The organism is Pseudomonas sp. ADAK2 TE3594, from assembly GCF_053628675.1.
This window is the reverse complement of sequence record NZ_JBRJGV010000001.1, coordinates 5,834,779-5,855,159: the sequence shown is the minus strand read 5'-3', so window position 1 is coordinate 5,855,159 and position 20,381 is coordinate 5,834,779. Positions and strand designations below refer to the sequence as shown.

Sequence of the window (20,381 nt, the reverse complement as noted above, 5' to 3'; positions counted from 1 at the left end):
ACCGCAATGAGCAACGACGATCGTACCCAATTCATGCCGACACCCGGTGGCCGTGGCGCCGACCCGGTCCGCCCGGAGGCTGGTCGCGCCCAGGCCGCGCCACTTTCGATGCCGGCCGCGCCGCTTTTGATCGGCAAGGCCGAAGGTCTCAACCCCCTGGAGAGCGCCGCTGGCCCGTTGCTGGCTTTGCTGACCCGTTTGCGCAACACCATTGCCCACCCGGCGCCGGCGAGCCTGCGGGCGCAATTACTGGCCTACCTGCGCCAGTTCGAGGAGCGCGCCGAGGCTGCCGGCGTGGTGCGCAACGATGTGTTGCTGGCCCGTTACGCCTTGTGCACCGCCCTGGATGAAGCGGTGTTGAGTACGCCGTGGGGGGGGGCCAGCGACTGGGGCAAACAGAGCCTGCTGATCACCGTGCACAACGAAGCCTGGGGCGGCGAGAAGGTGTTCCAGCTGTTGGAACATTGCCTGCAAAGCCCCCGCGAACGTTTGTATCTGCTGGAGTTGTTGTACCTGTGCATGTGCCTGGGTTTCGAAGGGCGTTATCGGGTCATGAACGACGGTCGCAGCCAACTGGAAGCCTTGCGTGAACGCACCAGTGCAGTCATCCGCAGCGCCCGTGGCGATTATGAGCGTGAACTGTCGCCCCATTGGCGCGGCGTCACCGTGGCCCGCGACCGGCTGGCGCAATTCATGCCGCCTTGGATCGCCGTGGCCATCGGCGTGGCGTTACTGCTGGCACTGCTGTTCGGCCTGCGCTTGAAACTGGCCGCCGATGCCGAGCCGGTGTTTAAAAATATCCATGCGCTGGGCGAGATCCCGGTGCAGGCCATCGACCGTCCGGTGGTGCAACCGAAGCTGATCGAGCGTCCCCGCCTGGCAGGCTTCCTCGCCGATGAAATCAAGGCCGGTCGGGTCGCTGTGGAAGATGCCGTTGACCGTTCAGTGGTGACCATCCGTGGCGATGAGCTGTTCGCCTCGGGCAGCGCCAGCATCGTCGACAATTTCCAGCCGCTGATGCTGCGCATCGCCGATGCCATTCGCAAGGTCAAGGGCCAGGTCCGGGTGACCGGCCACAGTGACAATCGCCCGATTGCCACCTTGCGGTTTCCATCGAATTGGGCCTTGTCCGAGGCGCGGGCCAATTCGGTGCTGCAAATCCTTTCGGCCAAGACTGGCCAGCCCGAACGCTTCAGCGCCGAAGGCCGCAGCGACACCGAACCGTTGGCCTCGAACGCTACAACAGAGGGCCGCGCACGCAACCGTCGGGTCGAAATCACAGTATTGGCGGAGGGGGTCGAGTGAAGGCGTTTTTCAGTTTTATCATCCGCTGGGTCATTCCGTTGCTGGGGCTGATCGCCCTGAGCCTGATCATCTGGTTTGTCGGGCCGCTGCTTGAATTCCTGGTGCCCGAAGGCCGGCGCTGGGCGCTGATCATTCTGGTGTTCGCGGTGTGGATCGCCTACCGGGTGTTTCGCATTATCCAGGCTCGTCGACAGGCCGCCGAAGTGATGCGCAGCCTGGCGGCGCAAACCCCGCCAGACCCGACCAGCATCGCCACTTCTGAGGAACTCGAAACCCTGCGCCAGCGCATGGATGAAGCCTTGGCGCTGTTGAAGAAAGCCAAGCTGGGCGGTGACGAGCGCCGTAACCTGTACGAGCTCCCGTGGTACGTGATCATCGGCCCGCCGGGTTCAGGCAAGACCACGGCGCTGGTCAATTCCGGGCTGCATTTTCCGTTGGCGGCGCAGTTGGGCGCCGGGGCAGTCCGTGGCGTTGGTGGCACGCGCAATTGCGATTGGTGGTTCACCGATCAGGCCGTGCTGCTCGACACCGCAGGGCGCTACACCACCCAGGACAGCGACGCGACAGTCGATAAAGCCGCGTGGCTGGGTTTTCTCGGCCTGTTGAAAAAACAGCGGGCCCGGCGTCCGATCGACGGCGCGTTTATCGCCATCAGCCTCTCCGACTTGCTGCTGGGCAGCGACGCCGAGCGCGCTGCCCATGCCGCCGCGATCCGCCTGCGTATCCAGGAGCTGTACACGCAACTGGGCGTGCGCTTTCCGATCTATCTGATGCTGACCAAGCTCGATCTGGTGCCAGGGTTCATGGAGTATTTCGATACCCTGAGCAAGGAAGAACGAGCGCAGGTCTGGGGCATGACCTTTGCCCTGGACGACGGTAAAAACAATGACAGCCCACTGGCTCATCTGCAAAGCGAATTCACCGGCCTGGAACAGCGCCTCAACGATCGTTTGGTGGAGCGTTTGCAACAGGAACGCGACCCGGCGCGACGCGATCTGATCTACGGCTTCCCGCAACAGTTCGGCGCGTTGAAGGATTGCCTGCAAAGCTTCCTTGAGGGCGTATTCAAACCCAACGCCTTTGAAGAGCGGGTGCTGTTGCGCGGGGTGTATTTCACCAGCGGCACCCAGGAAGGCAGCCCGATTGACCGGCTGATCGGCTCCATGGCCCAGAGCATGAACCTGGATCGCCAGCACCTGGCGCGCCAGAACGGCACCGGGCGCAGTTACTTCATCGAAAAACTCTTCAGCGCCGTGGCCTTTGCCGAGCGTGGACTGGTGGGGGTCAACCCGAAAGTCGAACGTCGGCGCAAGTGGATTGCCCGGGGCGTGCTGGCCTCGACCGTGGTGCTGGTGCTGGTGGTCGGGACCTTGTGGTGGGTCAGTTACCGCGCCAACCAGGCGTATATCGCGCAAGTCGATCAGAAAGTCGCGCCCCTGGGCCAGTCCGTGCAGAACCTCAGCCCGGCACAACGGGACGTGCTTGCAGTGTTGCCTTTGCTCAACGCGGTGAAGCACCTGGCCGACGATTCGCCAAACTGGGCCGAAGGCCTGGGCCTGTATCAGGGCGACATGCTTGAAGCCGAGTCTGGCAGCGTCTATCGCAAGTTGTTGATTGCGGTCTTCGCGCCACGCTTGCTCACGCGCATCGAAGAGCAACTGCACGGCGGCGGCAATTCGGACTTCCTTTACGAAGGCTTGAAGGCCTACCTGATGCTTGCCGACAGCGAGCATTACGATGCCGACTTCATCAAGGCGTGGATCGCCCTGGATTGGGATCGCAGCCTGCCGCGCGACTTGCCGGCCGAGCAGCGTCTGGCCCTGGAGGAGCACTTGCAAGCACTGTTCGAGCGCCATCCGCCCACCGCACGTCTGGACCCGCGCCTGATCGACGACCTGCGTCGGCAGTTGCAGCAGCTGCCAGTGGCCCAGCGCGTCTATGACCGGGTCAAGCGGCAGAAACTGCCGGACGGCATCCCGGACTTTCGTATCAACGAAGCGGCCGGGCGTGATGCCGCGCTGGTGTTCAGCCGCAAGAGCGGCAAGCCGCTGGGCGAACCCTTGAGTGGCTTCTTCACGGCCAAGGGTTACCGCCAAGGGTTTTTGCTTACCAGCCTGAACCAGACCGGCACTCTGGCCGAGGAGCAGTGGGTGCTCGGTCGCGACCAGGCAGAACAACAGAACGTCGTCAGCCTGGCCGCCGACGTACGCCGCCTGTATTTCCAGGATTACCAGCGCCAGTGGGATGCCTTGCTGGCTGATATCGACTTCGTACCGATCACCAGCGTGGCCCAGGCCGCCGATGTGTTGCGGGTGATTTCCGGCCCGACCTCGCCGTTGAAAAAACTGCTGGTAGCAGTGGCGAAGGAAACCGACCTGCAACAGGAAGAACGCCTGCTGGCCGCCAAGGGCGCGCCGGTGGAGGGCGGGGTCGACAAGCTCAAGGAGCGCTTGGGCACCTTGCTCGGCCAGGAGCAGGCGACGCAAAACACAGTGGATGCCAGTGAAGATCCAATCACCGCGCATTTTGCCGAACTCAACAGCATCGTCAGCAAAAACGAAGGCGAGCCGGCGGCCATCGACGGCCTGCTGGCCGACATGAACGCCCTGTATGTGCAGGTCAGTGCCATGGTCGGCGCCAGCGGCGACGCCTTGCTCGGCGAAGCCAAGAACCAGGCCGCAGCGGCCGCGACACGGGTCAGCCTCAACGCCGAACGTCAGCCGCCACTGGTGCAGGGCCTGGTCAAATCGGTGGTCAACTCCACCACCAACAGCATGATGGGCGGGGTACGCAATCAACTGAACGCGGCCTGGACCAGTGAAGTGGTGAACATCTATCGCCAGTCCCTGGCAGGGCGTTACCCAATGTCGCCGGGCAGTGCGCGGGACGCGACCCTGGACGACTTCGGCCAGTTCTTCGGTGTGGGCGGGGTGATGGACAACTATTTCCGCAAATACCTGCAGCCGTACGTGGATACCTCGACCCAGGCCTGGCGTTGGCAGCCGGGCGCCGCACAGAAGCTTGGCATCGCCCCGGGCGTGCTGCAAACCTTCCAGCGGGCAGCGACCATCCGGGATGCGTTTTTCCGTTCCGGCGGCACCCAGCCGATGGTGCGCTTCGAACTCAAGCCAGTGGCGATGGACGCCACCATCACCCAGTTTTTGCTCGACCTCGACGGCCAGCAATTGAGCTACGACCACGGCCCGAGTCGCCCCACCTCCATGCAATGGCCCAACCCCGGCAGCATCGGCGTGGTGCGGATCTCGATCATGCCGCCTTCAGCCAGCGGTCGTTCGGGCATCACCCTGGACGGACCTTGGGCCTGGTTCCGCCTGCTGGAGCAATCGGACCTGACCGCCGGCAATTCGCCGGATCGCTTCAACCTGCGGCTGCGGGTCGACGGCGCCAGCGTCTCTTATGAGCTGCGGGCCAACAGTGCCTTCAACCCGTTCAAGAGCCGTGTGCTCAGCGGTTTCAGCCTGCCGGAGCGTTTATGAGCACGCCGGGTTTCTATGGAAAGCTGGCCAGTCGCGGGGACTTTGTCAGCCGTGGCTTGCCGCAGAGTTTTATCGGCCCCTGGGATTCGTGGCTGGCGGCGGGTTTGCTCGCCAGCCAGAGCCTCGGGGACCGTTGGCTGGATGCCTATCTGGTCAGTCCGCTGTGGCGCTTCATGCTCGGGCCCGGTGTGTGTGGGCCGCAGGCCGCCGTTGGGGTGGTGATGCCGAGCATCGATCGGGTTGGCCGGTATTTTCCGCTGACGGTCGCGGTGCTGCTGGATCACGACGCTGACCCGGCGTCGGTGGTAGGCGGCTCGGATGTCTGGTTTGAGCAAGTTGAGCAATTGCTGTTGAGCACGTTGAGCGTGGAGGCGAGCTTCGAAGCCTTCGGTGCAGGGCTGGAGACGCTGGGCAGCCCGGCGTACCTGCCACGCGCGCCAAGCAGCCGTTTTGCCGGCCTGCATCGTTTTAATGCCACCGACCCGAAGGCGCGAATGACCGCGCTTGCCGAACTGGCCTGCGAAGGCGCAAGCCTGTGGTGGGGCCAGGGTTCGGAGCGTATCGCCCCTGCTTTATTGCGGTGCCAGGGACTGCCGGCCGCCGCTGATTTTGCGCAATTTTTGCTCGGCCAAGAAGGTGTTGTGTAGATGTGTTCACGCGTTGGAAAGACGTTCAAGTCCGCAAGCAAGAGCCATGTCGGCATGGTCCGCCAGGTTAACGAAGACGCTTGCCTGGACCGGCCGGAAAACGGCCTGTGGGTGGTCGCCGATGGCATGGGCGGGCACGCGGCGGGCGACTACGTCAGCAGTCTGATCGTCGATAGCCTGCGCAACGTTGCCGTAGGCCGTTCGCTGGATGAATACGTCGCGGCGCTGAAAACCGACCTGCTGCGGGTCAACGCCGCCGTGCGTGAAGAAACCGCCAACCGCGGCGTGACCATGATGGGCAGCACCGTGGTGGCGTTGGTGACGCGTGACTTGCGCGGCGTGTGCCTGTGGGCGGGTGACAGCCGCTTGTATCGCCTGCGTGACGGCCTGCTCGAAGGCATCTCGCGGGACCACAGTTATGTTCAGGATCTGCAGGACAGCGGCCTGCTCAGCGAAGCTGAAGCCCGGGTGCATCCACGGTCCAATATTGTCACCCGCGCTGTTGGGGTAGGGGCGCAACTGGAGCTGGCGATGGTCGATCTGCTGTTGATGCCTGGCGACAGTTACCTGCTGTGCAGCGATGGGCTGACCAAGACCGTCGAGGACCATGAAATCAGCGAGGTGCTGAGCCACGACGAACCCGGTGAAATCGCCAGCAGCCTGGTGTCCCTGGGCCTGATGCGTGGTGCTCCGGACAACATCACCGTCATCGTCGTGAAGGTGCCGTCATGAATTCCACGCTGAATATTCTGATCCCCGGCTATGACATCGACGGCGAGATCGGCGAAGGCGCCATGGCCAGCGTTTACCTGGCGACCCAGCGCTCGCTGGAGCGCAAGGTGGCCTTGAAGGTCATGGCCGCCGCGCTGGCGGCCGACCCGAGTTTCTGCGAGCGCTTCCTGCGCGAAGGTAAAACCCTGGCGCGCCTGTCTCACCCGCATACGGTCACCATCCATGACATCGGCCATGTCGGTGAACTGTATTACATGGCCATGGAATTCCTGCCCAACGGCACGCTCAAGGAGCGCATCGCCGCCGGCCTGACGCCGGAACAGGGCCTGATCTACATCCGTCATATCGCTTCGGCCCTGGGCTATGCCCATGGGCTGGGGCTGGTTCATCGCGACGTCAAACCGGCGAACATTCTGTTCCGCGCCGATGGCACGGCGGTGCTCTCCGACTTCGGCATCGCCAAGTCCATGGATGACCGCACCCAGTTCACCCAGGCCGGTTTCGCTGTCGGTACTCCCAGCTACATGAGCCCGGAACAGGCGCGCGGCCAGGATATCGATGGCCGAGCCGATCTTTATGCCCTGGGCGTTGTGCTCTACGAAATCCTCGTTGGCAAACTGCCGTATACCGGCAACGACGCACTCTCAACGGCCCTGGCGCATTTGACAGAACCGTTGCCGGAGCTGCCAGTGCACCACGGTCGCTATCAAGAGGTGCTGCGCAAGCTGTTGGCCAAGGATCCGGCCGACCGTTTCCCGGATGCAGCGGCGCTGTTGCAGGCGCTGGATAATCTGCCTCGGGAATCGGTTGAAGCGACCACGATCCGGCCGTTGCCAATTCCGGTAGTGCCGATTGCGGTGAGCAATGACCTGGCGGGACTGACACCGGTGTCCATCGATATACCGACCGGCCCCGCGCAGCCACAACCTCGATCCAATCCTGTTGCGCCGACTGTGAAGCCGACGCCGTCGTCCACGGTCTCGGAGCAGCGAAAGGGGCCGGTGTTCGCACTCGCCGCCGTCGCGGTGGCCGTGGCGCTGGTCTTGGGTGGCGCGGGTTATTGGTGGCTGTCCGGTGACGGCGAAGCCGAGGCCAAGGTACCGGTGGTTTCAGCACCGCCGGCCAGCCCGCCGCCGACCGTGGCGCCACCCGTAAACCCCCCCGTGGCGACGGAGGTCGATGGCGGTCAGCGGCCGCTGCTGATGGCCGGCAAAAAAACCTTGTTCCAACGAGTGCTCAGCAAACCGGGGGCGAAACTCGCCAGCGAACCGGGGGCCACCCCTGACAAGGCCTTGCCGGCGTTTTCCGTGCTTTACGTCTATCAGCGCAAAGAGGTTGATGGCAATCCGTGGCTGCGTGTCGGCGCCGCCACCGACGGGCGCAGTGACGGCTGGTTGCCGGCCGCGCAAGTCAGCGACTGGAAGCAAAGCCTGGTACTCAAGTTCACCGAACGCTCCGGCCGTGCGCCGGTGATGTTCCTGCGTCAGCCCGGCGAAGTGGAGAGGTTGCTGGCAGATCCGTCGGCGGCAAAAAACCTGCTGCTCAAGGCCCAGCAGAATCACGAAGACAACCAACAGGTGCTGGCCCTGGAACCGGCCGCCAGCGCGGTTCCGCAGAACCAGTTTTACCTGTTGCCGATCTTCGATTCCCGCGAGAGCTTCGATGAAAACGGCCAGCCGGTGCAGTTGCTGAACGTCGCGTCCATCGACCCCGGTAATGCTCCGAAGGCCGCTGCCAACAACACGCCAATCACCACCGCCAATGCCGACGCGTTCCGCACCGCCGTGGTGTTGGTCGTGGACACCACCGTGTCCATGCAGCCCTACATTGATCAGGTCCGCGACGTAGTACACCAACTGCAAACCCGCATCGCCGAGCGGGGCGAGCAGGACAGTGTCAGTTTCGGCCTGGTGGGGTTTCGCAGCAGCACCCAGAAAACTCCGGGCCTGGAATACGTCGCCAAGACCTTGATCACCCTGGACCAGGGCCGCGACCCACAGCGCTTCATGGACCTGGCGCGGCAGGTCAAGGCGTCCACGGTCTCTAGCCATTCGTTCAACGAAGATGCGTTTGCCGGTGTGATGGAAGCAGTCGAGGGCATGGACTGGTCCGGCTATGGCGGGCGCCTGATTCTGTTGGTCACGGATGCCGGTGCCTTGCGCAAGAACGACCCGTATGCCGCCACGCAAATGAACGAGGCCGAAGTGCGCCAGGCTGCGCTGGGCAAGCAGATCAAGATCTACGCCTTGCACCTGCTCAGCGATGCCGGCAAGAAAACCCACAGCGGTGCGCAAAGCCAATACCGCACCCTGACCGCCGACGCCAACCCACAGATCGGCGACCTGTACATTCCGGTGCCGGGCGCCGATGTGCGCAAGTTCGGTGAGCGGGTGGACGAGATCGGTTCGGTGTTTGCCGACCTGGTGCATCAGGTGCGTAGCGACAAGCCGCAAACCGTGCCGCTGCTGAGTGCCGCGCCGAGCCTGAGCGACAAATCGGCAGCCGTCGGCTACGCGATGCACATGGACTTCCTGGGGCGTAAAGCCGCCAGCCAGGCGCCGCAACTGGTCAGCGCCTGGACCGCCGACCGCGACCTGACCAACCCGGCGCTGCCGGCGTTCCAGGTGTGTGTGATGCTGACCAAGTTGCAGCTCAACGACTTGCAGCAATCGCTGAAACTGATCGTCGATGCCGCTCGCAAGACCCAGACCTCGCCGAAGAATTTCTTCCAGGAAATCGCCAGCGCCAGTGCCTACATGAGCCGCGATCCGTCGGCCTTGCGCAAGGGTGGCAACCTGGCCGATGGCGGGGTTCTGGGTGAGTACCTGGAAGGGCTGCCCTACCGCAGCAAGTCGCTGAACATGACCCAGGATTTGTGGCTTTCGTTGAGCGTGGCCGAGCAGGAGGACTTTATCGACGAACTGGACTCGAAAATCCGCCTCTACGAAACCTTTCACAACGACTTGGCCAACTGGGTGCGTTTCGGCGATGCCGAACCGGGTGATGCCTTGTACCGCGTTCCGTTGTCGACGCTGCCGTGATGCTGAACATGAGCGCAGTGCACAAACACCGGGGCACCGGCAGTCAGCGCTACAGCCTGGTGATTCCGCGGCTGCAACTGCGTGCCGGTGAACAATTGGCGGTAGTCGGTCCCAGTGGCTGTGGCAAAAGCACCTTGCTCGATTTGCTGGCGCTGGTGCTGGCTCCGGATCAGGCTGGGCAGTTTGATTTTTCGCCCGGCCAAACCAGCACAGACATTACCGGGCTGTGGCGCGCAGAGGCGCAAAGTGCCTTGGCGGACCTGCGCCGCCGGCACTTGGGCTACGTGCTGCAAACCGGTGGCTTGCTGAATTTTCTGGACGTGCGTGGGAACATTGACCTGTCGCGCAAACTGCTCGGTTTGAAAGACGACGGCAGCGTGGATCGCTTGGCCGGGGCGTTGGATATCGTCGATCAACTGGGCAAGAAGCCGGGCGACTTGTCCGTCGGCCAACGGCAACGGGTGAGTTGCGCTCGCGCCCTGGCCCATGGGCCGCGTTTGCTGCTGGCCGATGAACCGACCGCCGCCCTCGATCCGCTGAACGCGGAACGGGTGATGCAGTTGCTGGTGACCCAGGCCCGCGAACACGGTGTGTGCTGCGTCGTCGCCACCCACGACGAATCACTGGCCCGCGCCAGCGGTTTGCAGGTGCGGCGCATCAGTTGTCATCGCGACGTTGATGGCGGTGTCACCGCCACCCTCGGGGAGGCCTGCTGATGCGCAGCGCGCTGGTGGCTTCCCTGGCCTGGCAGGATTACCGCAACGACGCGTGGCTGTCGGCCTGTTCGGTGCTGGCGCTGGTGGCGGTGGTCGCACCGCTACTGGTGCTGTTCGGCTTGAAATTCGGCCTGGTCAGCAGTTTGACCGAGCGCCTGGAAAACGACCCGGCCACCCGGGAAATCATTCCATTGGGGGGCGGCCGGTTCAGTGCCGCGTTTATCGAACAATTGAGCCGGCGCGACGACGTGGCTTTCGCCTTGCCGCGCACCCGGCAGATTGCCGCGACGGCGGACCTGACCGCTGGCGCTTCGACGGTGACCGTCGAAATGATCCCCACCGCCGCCAACGATCCCTTGCTCGGCAGTCTGCCGGTGCCCCAAGGTCTGGACCAGGTGCTACTCAGCCAGACCGCCGCCGAAAAGCTCGGGGCCAAGGCCGGTGATTGGCTGCAGGCCAGCGTCGGTCGGCAAGTGGCCGGTCGTGGCGAGGCGCAGCGCACTCGCGTCCAGGTGCTGCGCGTATTGCCGCTGGAAGCCTTCGCCCGGGACGGCTTGTTCGCACCGTTGGCCTTGTTGGAAGCGGCTGAAGATTACCGGGACGGCCGCGCCGTTCCAGCGCTCGGTTGGCCAGGTGATGCGGTGGGCGTGACGGAGCAACGGGTGTACCCGGCGTTTCGTCTGTACGCCCGTCGTCTCACGGATGTCGAGCCGCTACGTCAGTACTTCGCTGCGCAGAACCTGTTGGTCTCGACCCAGGCCCAGGCCATCGCCCAGGTGCAATCGCTGAGCCGCAACCTGTCGATCGTATTCTGGATCATCGCCGGATTGGCTTTGTCGGGAGCATTTGCGGCGATTTTTGCCGGTGCGCTGGCGGCGGTCGAGCGCAAGCGTCGAGCGTTGTCGGTATTGCGCCTGCTGGGGTTTTCCACGGCGGCGCTGTTGCTGTTTGTTGTGTTGCAGGCGCTGTACAGCGCCGGCCTCGCGGCCCTGTTGAGCGCCGGGCTGTATGGCCTGGCGCAATCGGGCCTGAACCATTTATTTGCGCAGGCGCCGGGCGAATACGCCAGTTATCTGCTGGTGCATCACTACGCGTGGGCCTTGGTAGCCGTGCTCGGCGTCAGCGTCGTGGCGGCGGCCTGTGGTGGCTGGCGAGTGGTGCGTATCCAGGCGTTTGAAGGAATCCGAGATGTATAAGTTACTGGGCGCCGCCGTGGCGCTGAGCCTGGCCAGCATCGTCTGGGCCGATGAGAGCACCGACAAACTGGACAACCCCAAGCCGTTGCCCGATGACGTCAGCCTGCCGTTGCCGTGCGAAGGGCAGATGGTGTTCCGCTACGTGTACATTCTGGCCGAGGGCACCCTGGACGACCGCGAGATCAGCCTCGGCTATCCCTTCAGCGAGGGCGAGGCCGGTTATCAACAGTCGTTCATTTCCGGTTACCGCCGGGACTTTATCAACGGCCAGTTCACCCTCAAGGATCTGCCCAAGGATTGGGGCAAGACCATCACGCCGTTGATGCCCAAGACTGACACCAAGACCCCGCTCAAGCCGATGCTCTATTTCATCGGCAAATACGAAGTCACCGCCCGCCAATACGCTCAGGTCATGGCCCAGGCGCAATCGCTGGCCAGCGGCGAGCCGGCGCCCACCTGCGAGGCACTGCAAGCCGAGGCGCCGCAAGGCATGGCCGGGCGTTTGCCCAAGGTGAAGTTGTCGCGATTCGAGGCCGAACGCTTCTCGGCGGTGTACAGCGCCTGGCTGATGAAATACCACAAGGACCTGCTACCGGTGAGCGGTCGTGGTACCTCGGCGGAAGAGGGCGGGCTGGGTTTTGTGCGCTTGCCGACCGAAGTCGAGTGGGAATTTGCCGCCCGTGGTGGGCAGGCCATCAGCCGTCAGGATTTGGAAGGGCGCCTGTTTCCCCGGCGTCTGGAGGGCAGCGAAAGCGACGGGCCACTGGCCGATTGGGCCGTCTTCAATCAGGTCGCCGGTGGCACCGGCCAGGCAGCGCGGCTGATGCCGATCGGTACCAAACTGCCAAACCCCATCGGCCTGTTCGACGTGATCGGCAACGCCGCCGAAATGGTCCAGGAGTCCTTCCAGCTCGTGCATGCCGGACGCCGCCAAGGCACCTACGGCGGCTTCGTGGTCAAGGGCGGCAACTACCTGGAAGGTGAGGGCACCTTGTTTACCGGGATGCGTCGCGAGTACCCGCTGTTCGCCGCCGACGGCACCGAGCAAAACAACGAAACCACCGGGTTCCGGGTGGCGATTGGCGCGTTGTCGGCGCCACGTTCGCGCTACAAGGAACTGTTCGTCCAGTGGGAAAAGGAAGGTCGGCTGGCTTCGCTGACCGATGCCATCGACGACGCCCAGGACCCGACCAAACGCCTGGACAGCATCATTGCTGCCAGTGTCGATCCACGCCTGCAAGCCGAACTCGGGCTGGTCAACGAAGAGCTCAAGCGCAACGTCTCGCTCATCGCCCAGCAGCGCGAGGAAGCGGCCGGCAACCTGATCCAGTCGGCGGCCCTGGTGGCCGAGACCGTCAACAACTACAACATTCGCCTGACCAATTTGCAGAAGAGTCGCCAGCAGGCCGTGGACGCCAAGGACGAGGCCAGCGCCAAGCTGTTCGCCACGGCCATCGACAATGGCCGCAGCGCGCTGGACGGCGCGGTGGCGATCTATATCGACAACCTGGCGACCGGCACGCGCTACACCGATGCCGTGATCCAGGCGCAGTTTCAACGCATCAAGGAAGAGTTGGAGCGCAAGCCGATACTGGGCAAAAGCCTGGTAACGCGCGCAACGTTATTCGTTCGCCATGTCGGTGATTATCGTCAGCAACGACGAGCCGACCCGGCGGCGATATTGAAGGAATTGCTCGCATCGAACGCTCAGCGGTCTTGATCGTCGTTGTACAGCGAGCTTGGAAGGGACTCAGGCGGCGGTGGGCCGTGCTGAGCTGGTCAAACTTAAAAGAGAACACAACTATGCTTTCCTCCCGTAAACCTGTTGCTTCGCTTTCCAAGCGTCACTTGCTGCTGATGGCCGTCGGCTTCAGCACCGTACTGAGCGGTTGCGCCACGTCGCCGACCTCCAAGGTCGCCTCGAGCACCAAGGTCGAGTACTACCCCAACTGCTACGAGCCAGTGCAGCACCTGCGTGCCACTGATTCGAACATGACCAAGTCGGTTGTCACCGGCGCGGCCGTCGGCGCTGTCGGCGGTGCACTGCTGGGCGCCCTGACCGACTCCGAGAACCGTGGCCGCAACGCCGCCATCGGTGCAGCGGGCGGTGCCCTGGCGGGCGGCGCGGCCGGTTACTACACCGAGCGCCAGAAGCAGATCGCCGATGACAACCAGCGCATCGCGTCCTACGCCTCCGACGTCAACAAAAGCGCCGCCGACATCGACCGCAGCACCGCGTACGCCAAGACTTCGCAGCAGTGCTACCAGAACGCGTTCACCAAACTGGTCGCCGACCGCAAGGCCAAAACCGTCAACGACACCGAAGGCCGCAAGCGCCTGGCAGAAATCGTCGCGGGCCTCAAAGAGTCCAACGACCTGATCGTCGCGGTTAATGGTAAAGCCAGCGAAGACCTGAACAACTACACCCAGGCCTATGAAAAAGACCTGCAGCAAGTCGGCGTACAGCGCACTGACGTGGTCACCGTGGCAACCGCCGACACCACGCCAGTCGTGGCGCCGACCAAGAGCAAAAAAGCGGTGAAACCGGCGAAAAAACCGGTGCTGCCAACCGTGCCGAAAGAAGCGGTCACCACCGAGAAAACCCTGCAGACCGCACAAGCCAAACAGGCTGAAAGCAAACAGGTCGCCAGCGCAGGCACCACTCAAGTCAACAGCATGTGCAAGAACCCGGACCTGGGCGATTGGGCACCGGTGCCTTGCCCGAATGCTTGATTGAGTTTTTGTAGGTCTGTGATCATTCCCACGCGCTTTGCGTGGGAGTGATCTGTACTGGTTACACCTTGGCGCTGTGCGCCGCCATCTCCTGCGCTTGCAAATGATCCAGCGCTCGTTTCACCAGCAGAGCTACACAACCGAATCAATATCCAGATGAAATGGTGTGCCCACGGCATGCCCTCCGGTCATTGCCGCAATGGCTGCGTCGTGGTCTTCGGCGACCGGTGGAATCATCGCCAACTGTTCCTGAACGATGTTTTCCGGATGGGCTTTCCAGCGCAGCAGATTTTCCTGCACCCACTCGGGCTGGTTGGCGTAGCTGCCATAAACATCAGCGTCGATGACTGTCCGCTTGTGCAGCGCTAGCAGACGGGCCTTTGTTTGGCCGATCTGTTCGACTTCTTTTTCAAGATCTCTTATCGCTTGGGCATCTCGCTCGGGATTGGCATAAGCACGGGAGAGTTTTTCGATTTTCGCTTTGAGTGCACTCAGCTGTCCTGAGACATTTGTCAGGGCGTCGCCGACCCATTGGAATTCCGTCAAAGTCACCAGTGAGCGTCTTTTTTCCAGCGCTTCCTGCCAGCGGCGCAGGCTGGCCCAGCAGCCGGGAATGTAGCTGCCGACCATCGAGTGATGGCCGTTATCTATCACCTGCCGCAGAAATGAGTCGCGCTTGGGCAAGCCATCAAACTGCCGCAGCGCTTCGGCGCAACCATGATCTTTGATCGTGCTGCAACCCGGTTCCCAGAGGATGGAGGACCTGTGACCTTCGCCAAATTCCACCGGCATGAAGTGACGCAACTGGCCGTGATGCCCATAGGGGTCACCCGTGAAGTTGATGATCCCGCCTACAAAAAACGCCAAACCACCCACCGGGTGAAGGGCAAGTACCGCCCCATGGGTGGCGTACATCGGAACGCGGTTGGACGGCGTGTTCATCCAGGTAGAAGGAACGCTCGGTACGGGGTCGTTGTGGAAAACGATGCGGTGGTGGTTCAGCGGTTTTGCAGCTTCGATAAAGGTTGAGTCCGCGGCGCGGGGGGCGCCGTAGGTGTAAAGCACGATTTCCGGTTGATACCGATTATTGCGTCGCAGCATTTCACCCAGTAACAGCGCTACCGCACCGCCGAGACTGTGCCCGCAGATCACCAGCTTTTGCCCGCTGTAGAACTTTTCCAAATACTTCACGGCAAACGCGTAGGCCACTTTCGCTGCCCGATAAAAACCGTTGTGCACTTTGCCATCCCCTTCCTCGAAGGGTACTTGGTGTGCATCCGCATCAAGCCAGGCGTCGGGTCCTTTCTCACTGGTTCCCCTGACACTGATCAATATCAACTCGTCGTGATGGGTGATGAAAGCCTGTGTGTCCGAGCTTTCCTCTAGATTGCGATCATCAAGGAAATGCAGCTTGGCCGGGTTTTCCTGCTCATCACCCAATTTAGGGTCGTTAACCTCTGGGTACAACTGCGGGTCGAACGGCACCACTTCCAGACGTTTGGAGTAGGGCACCTCTTCATACAAGGGATAGAACTTCGCAGTCTGTGAGCCATCGACTTGCCATAGCTCATCAAATTGCGGCAGGGCATGACCGAACCAGTTGCCACTGCTGGGCCGCAGTGGAAATGTCACGCTATCCGATTTGACGGGCTGGGTATTCGGGTCTTGACCAAAGTCGGTGTAACTCAACGTCGACATCAGTGCCAGTTGATAGAGGTTGAGTGCGCAAAACTCGTTGCCAGTCGACAACATCGGTCGCAGCGCTCTCATCGGACGGACTTCCAGCACATGATGTTTGTTCGGCAGTAAGGCGATGCCTTTTGGCTTGGGCGGCGGCGGGGCGAACCCAAGTTCGGACATGCCCATGTCTGCTGGGGTCATGACAGCGCCCATTCCACCACAGGGGGCCTCTTTATTCCGAAGTGTCAAAGCCCTGGTATTGGCGGGCTGGCGGAACAGCGTGTGTAACACCGTATTGGGTGGGGAACTGCGCGAGGCCAAGGGCGGCAAATGCGCAACGTGCTTGACCAGTTCGCTTACTTCAACCTGGTAATAGGCATCGGGGTCTGCGAGGTCCTTCGCTGGATTTGCCAGAGTGCGTACGCCTGATTTGTCGAAAAAATGTGTTTTTTCGGCGCGTACTTGGAGCTCGGTGATGGGGAGTGGGTAATGCTTCCTGCGAACTAATTCGCTGTAATCATCATTAAGTCCTCGATATTCGTCGTTCAGTTTGAGCAACACCGGGCCACAGAAGTGGTTTTCCACTTTGGCAGAGCCGGTGTCATCCAGTTTTCCGGTGTAAATGGTGTCTTCGTAGTCGGTAAATTCGTAAGTCAAACCGGAGTAGGCCTTGCCATCACCGAACTCGTCTACTAGCTGAAAACTTGTCGAGTGGCCACGCAATGGGCAAGCGTGGATGTTGCCTTTCATAAATGGAATATCGCTCGCAGCCAAAGATTCGACGCTCATGGGTTTTCCTCCTTGTTTTCCGTGCAGCCTGGGTAAATGGTGCAGATCCGTTCATCCACCATTCTGAAGTTGCTGAAATCCTTGTGATTGCCGTAACAAAACGCGTGCTGGTCTTCGAAACCTTTTCCCATACAGCGCTTCCAGCCGTCAGGCACCTTCACCCATGTGTCGCCCATATAAGGCTCCTCCTCACGGGCCAATGTAATTTTTAGTTTCACTGTTTTTCCTGGTAACTGATCGAGCGTGTATGCCGTGAAGGGACGACTTTTCGCGACGTTCCCCTGCGCATCAGTCTTTTTGCAGTAAAGGATTTTTATGAGGTAACGCTTGGGGCCGACTGTGCGGAAAAACCATTGGCATTCGCCAAAGAACTCACCTACGCCGTCAGTGTTGAAAGTGCCCATCTGTCGCTCTAACAACTCTGGACGCACGGCAATTGCGGCATAGTCAGTGCTTCTATCACTTCGTTCCGGGCCAAAAATGCCCGTCACCTCGACCTCCACACGGTTCAACGCCAGCGGACAGCCGCTCACGGTTCTGTAAAGCGGGATCTCGGAAGTCGCTTCGTATTCCATGTAGACCTTGTTGAATCCAAGCTGAGTACCTTTCCCGCCCGGCACGGTGCACGTTTGCCCTTGGGCGGGCACGTATTTGGCTGTCAGTTCGTACTTGAAGTCAGGCGGAAAATCGGGAACGAAAGTGAAACTGTTCGACTTGCCGAGCGCGGAACAACCCAGAGTCAGTGAGAGGCAACCGCCGAGGGTCAGGTTTTGAAAGGCTCGCTTCATACGGGAGCATTTCCCTGCCAATACAGCGTTTGCTGATACACGCGCTCAAAATGTGCCGCTGGGTCTTCTTCGGGCTTGGGTAACCAGGACCGGGGCGGCAGGTAACCCGGCGCCTTCAAGCACTGAGTCAGCAAAAAATGCACCTGCTCCGGTTGCTGCCAGCCCCACAAACGGGCCAATTGAATCTGGCCCCATAACCAGTCATCCACATTCAGCTGTGTGGCGAGGGTAGCCAGGGCTTCGGTGTGCTCGCGGATGAGGTAGCGGCGAGTGTTATCGAACTGCACGTTCGCGTAGACAATTTCCGGTGTCGGGGTTTTCAACCAGGCCGGAGCGAGCGGCAGTGGATGTTCGCCGGGGTCAGGGTTGTCAGTGACCGTCCATTGTTCAGCGTGCCAGTAGCAGACGCTGGCGATCGGCCCAAGGTATTCGGCGCGCTGCTCAGGTTGCAGATAGGCCAGGGCGCGCCCCAGTACGCGATTATCGTGGAAGCGATACAGCGCCTGATTCGGGCGCTCGCCGACCACCAGCCGGTCGCGCCAGTGAGTGACCAACGCATCAAGGTCAAAGTTGATCGCGCTCGCCAGCCAGCCCCAATGACGCTCGGGCGCATCGAGCAGCGCCTGGATGAGCGGATGTTTGACGGTGCCAATATGGAAAAGAAAAGGCCCTGCTGGCGCCATTGAGTTGGCTGCCGTACCCACATACAAATTGCGGTACTGATCGGCTCCCAGTTCCTTGGCCAACGCCATGCGCTCGTCGAGCTGACCGTCAGTGTCGAGCATCAGATAGAGATCCCGCCCGGATCGCGATTGCTCGTGTAGCCATTGTTCGAGTGCATTCATGCGACTTCTCCAATGCTGCATTGGCCAGCGAGACAAGCCTCGCAAAGCGGGCAGTAGTCCGCCGCCTGCTGGCGGGCGGCGGTGACGATAGACAGTGGGCTGGCAATGACGGGATTCGGATTACTGGTCACAGCCTGAAGCGCCTGTAGTGGCGCAATACCCGCCAGTGGCGCACCGCCCTCGACAATGGCCACGCTGCTGAAGATCCCGCCGGCGTTGATGACGATGTGGTGACCACCCGCCTCGAGCGTCAGGCTCATTCCGGCATCGATCACCACGTGAGTGGCGGTGACATGCGTCTGTTGCCCTGCCTGAATCACCAGCGACCCCGTGGACGTCGTGCTGCTATTGCCGCTGATAGTGATCAGTTCATCACCGCCGATCACCGTGCTGCGCACGCCTTGGGTGGTGTGGAGTTCCTCGCCCTTGATCAGGCTGGTGCTGTTGTTGTCCACCTGCTCGAAACGGTCGTTGCTGATCAGGCTGCGGCTGTCGTTGAGGATCAGTTGCTCGATGTCGCGTTGGGCGCGCAGGTAGATTCTTTCCTGCCCGGTGCGGTCTTCAATCGACAGTTCGTTGTAGCCGCCGTTGCGCGGCGAGCTTTGGCTGCGCAGAACCGTTCTGGTCTTGTTCTCGGGCAACTGATGAGCGACGGACGTGACCTTGTTGACCACGCAACCGGTGATCAACGGTTGATCCGGATCGCCCTCCTGAAATGTCACGACCACTTCCATGCCGACGCGCGGGATGGTCACCGCCCCAAAACCTTCGCCCGCCAAACTTGATGCAACCCTTAACCAGCAACTGCTTTTTTCGCTGTTGAGTTCTGCCCGATCCCAAGGAAACTCGACACGAACCCTGCCGTACTCATCGCAAAAGATTTCCTCTCCGGGCGGCCCAGTGACACGCGCTGTCTGACAGACCAGCACAGGTTTTCGCGCAGGCATCGGTGGTCGATAAAACACGTCCCAGGGAATCGCGCTGAAGCGGTTGCGGTAGCCCTGGGTAAAACCGTCCTCAGGTTTGGCAGCGCTGGTAACTGACTCTTCAAGCACCTGGGGTTGCTTTCCAGCGTGAGTGACACTGAGCAACAGCCATCGATCGTTACAGGTTTCGCGTGGGTGTTGCGTCAGGCTGAAAAAATGACCGCTGCGCAGGGTCGACTGGTCGCTTTCGCCTTCGGCCAATTGGTAATCGGTACGGTGCCGTTCCAGCGTCTGCCGGGCGAGCTGTTTACCGCGTTTTTCGCTCTCGAAAAACAGCGGGTAGCGATAGTCTTCAAGCTCAGGAGTGAACTCGGCTGTGAAGCGACTTTCCAGCAATAGACTCGGGCGTTTCAGGTCGTAGTGTCGGCGGGTGGTCGTGCTGGGGCGGGTGCTGAAACGCAGGGAGAATTGGCTGACCACCGAATGCTCCGCCACCAGGCCGGAGTCCTGCTGATAAGGGGTTTCGCCCAGCTCGGGGAAGAAGGTCTGGTCGTCGGTGAACACCAACACATGGCCTTCCCGGGAATGCCGATGGTGCCACGCGATGCCATCCTCGGCGCACAGCCGCTGGATGAACTCGAAATCACTTTCCCCGTATTGAGTGCAGTACTCGCGCTCGTGATTCGTTCCGATGTTGAAGGTGAAAGCATCGGCCTGAATGCCATGCCCCTCGAGGACCTGAGCGATGATTTGCGGCACCGTCAGGTACTGGAAAATCCGTTGGTTGTGGCTGAACTGCAAGTAGTAAAGCGCGGGCACCAGGGTCAGGTGATAACGGGTCAGACGTTTACCGGCTTCACCAATGAGCGCATCTTCGATACGGCCATGAATGCCTTCGCCATTGAGACCGAACTGGAGAAACGCCGGCTGGCTGAGCAAGCTTTCCAGATCGAAGTCAGGGTATTCGCTAACCAGCTCGATCTGGATCGAATACAAGGTGCTGATGGCCTCAGTGCCTCCAAAGGCCAGCACTTTGAAATCGTTGCGAACCGTTGGGATCAACAACGTGAAATGAGCAGCATTGGCCGGGGCGAACATGCGCTTATCCTTTTGCTTTCCGTGGCTCGTCCTTGAGCCGAAAGAGGAGACAAATCGCGGCGCTCAAGCCATGCCCGGCGTGAGCAAACGCAAACTGTCCAGCACGCTAACAACAGAGCAAAAGAATGAATGTCGGACTCGTCCAGAAAGTACGTCAGAGTTTTCCGCATTCCAGAATGTTGCGTCAGCAATGCGCGAATGGCTTTCGATACTTTTGTAAGAAGTTTGAGGCGAGCTGAGTACGTATTTGTAGAAAGATGGGTGAAATAAAAGTGCCATCATTTTGATGGCGCTCTGTATTGTTTATTGTCAGTTATCGCTACGTCCATGGATGACTGTAACTTTTCGGAAAGCTCCTACATTTTTTATGTTTTATTTTTGTCATGCT

The 20,381-nt window shown here is 61.0% G+C and carries 13 protein-coding genes; 9 read left to right on the top strand and 4 right to left on the bottom strand.

Annotated features, from left to right (window positions below; genetic code table 11):
• Nucleotides 1-6: 6 nt before the first annotated feature.
• From AB7M22_RS26395 to tagQ, 9 genes are all read left to right on the top strand, one after another.
• A complete protein-coding gene (locus AB7M22_RS26395) occupies nucleotides 7-1,305 on the top strand; it encodes a DotU family type VI secretion system protein (RefSeq protein WP_454188241.1) in 1,299 nt (432 codons plus the stop codon).
• Entirely contained in the window at nucleotides 1,302-4,802 is a 3,501-nt protein-coding gene (tssM, locus tag AB7M22_RS26390; RefSeq protein WP_454188240.1) for a type VI secretion system membrane subunit TssM, read from the top strand. Before AB7M22_RS26395 ends, tssM begins: the two co-directional genes overlap by 4 nt.
• Nucleotides 4,799-5,449, top strand: a complete 651-nt coding sequence (gene tagF / locus AB7M22_RS26385) for a type VI secretion system-associated protein TagF (RefSeq protein ID WP_454188239.1) — start codon at nucleotides 4,799-4,801, stop codon at nucleotides 5,447-5,449. Before tssM ends, tagF begins: the two co-directional genes overlap by 4 nt.
• The gene (locus tag AB7M22_RS26380; RefSeq protein ID WP_454188238.1) at nucleotides 5,450-6,181 is read left to right on the top strand and encodes a PP2C family protein-serine/threonine phosphatase; all 732 of its coding nucleotides are present in this window, start codon (nucleotides 5,450-5,452) and stop codon (nucleotides 6,179-6,181) included.
• On the top strand, nucleotides 6,178-9,222 hold the full coding sequence (locus AB7M22_RS26375; protein WP_454188237.1) for a serine/threonine-protein kinase: 3,045 nt from the start codon (nucleotides 6,178-6,180) through the stop codon (nucleotides 9,220-9,222). Before AB7M22_RS26380 ends, AB7M22_RS26375 begins: the two co-directional genes overlap by 4 nt.
• A complete protein-coding gene (locus AB7M22_RS26370) occupies nucleotides 9,222-9,938 on the top strand; it encodes an ABC transporter ATP-binding protein (RefSeq protein WP_454188236.1) in 717 nt (238 codons plus the stop codon). The genes AB7M22_RS26375 and AB7M22_RS26370 overlap by 1 nt, the downstream gene beginning before the upstream one ends.
• Nucleotides 9,938-11,134 (top strand): ABC transporter permease, encoded by a 1,197-nt coding sequence (locus tag AB7M22_RS26365; protein WP_454188235.1) that lies wholly within the window; start codon nucleotides 9,938-9,940, stop codon nucleotides 11,132-11,134. The genes AB7M22_RS26370 and AB7M22_RS26365 overlap by 1 nt, the downstream gene beginning before the upstream one ends.
• The gene (locus AB7M22_RS26360) at nucleotides 11,127-12,854 is read left to right on the top strand and encodes a formylglycine-generating enzyme family protein (protein ID WP_454188234.1); all 1,728 of its coding nucleotides are present in this window, start codon (nucleotides 11,127-11,129) and stop codon (nucleotides 12,852-12,854) included. The genes AB7M22_RS26365 and AB7M22_RS26360 overlap by 8 nt, the downstream gene beginning before the upstream one ends.
• 83 nt (nucleotides 12,855-12,937) lie before the next feature.
• Nucleotides 12,938-13,867, top strand: coding sequence for a type VI secretion system-associated lipoprotein TagQ (gene tagQ / locus AB7M22_RS26355; protein ID WP_454188233.1), 930 nt, complete (start codon nucleotides 12,938-12,940; stop codon nucleotides 13,865-13,867).
• Between the two features lie 132 nt (nucleotides 13,868-13,999).
• Here tagQ and AB7M22_RS26350 read toward each other — a convergent pair whose 3' ends face one another.
• Genes AB7M22_RS26350 through AB7M22_RS26335 form a run of 4 tightly spaced genes read right to left on the bottom strand, consistent with a single transcriptional unit; the run spans nucleotide 14,000 to nucleotide 19,993 of the window.
• Nucleotides 14,000-16,336: a lipase family protein gene (locus AB7M22_RS26350; protein ID WP_454188232.1), complete on the bottom strand. Its 2,337-nt coding sequence runs from the start codon at nucleotides 16,334-16,336 to the stop codon at nucleotides 14,000-14,002.
• The gene (locus AB7M22_RS26345; RefSeq protein WP_454188231.1) at nucleotides 16,333-17,124 is read right to left on the bottom strand and encodes a hypothetical protein; all 792 of its coding nucleotides are present in this window, start codon (nucleotides 17,122-17,124) and stop codon (nucleotides 16,333-16,335) included. The genes AB7M22_RS26350 and AB7M22_RS26345 overlap by 4 nt, the downstream gene beginning before the upstream one ends.
• Entirely contained in the window at nucleotides 17,121-17,969 is an 849-nt protein-coding gene (locus AB7M22_RS26340; protein WP_454188230.1) for a DUF4123 domain-containing protein, read from the bottom strand. The genes AB7M22_RS26345 and AB7M22_RS26340 overlap by 4 nt, the downstream gene beginning before the upstream one ends.
• On the bottom strand, nucleotides 17,966-19,993 hold the full coding sequence (locus tag AB7M22_RS26335; protein WP_454188229.1) for a type VI secretion system Vgr family protein: 2,028 nt from the start codon (nucleotides 19,991-19,993) through the stop codon (nucleotides 17,966-17,968). The genes AB7M22_RS26340 and AB7M22_RS26335 overlap by 4 nt, the downstream gene beginning before the upstream one ends.
• Between the last annotated feature and the right edge of the window lie 388 nt (nucleotides 19,994-20,381).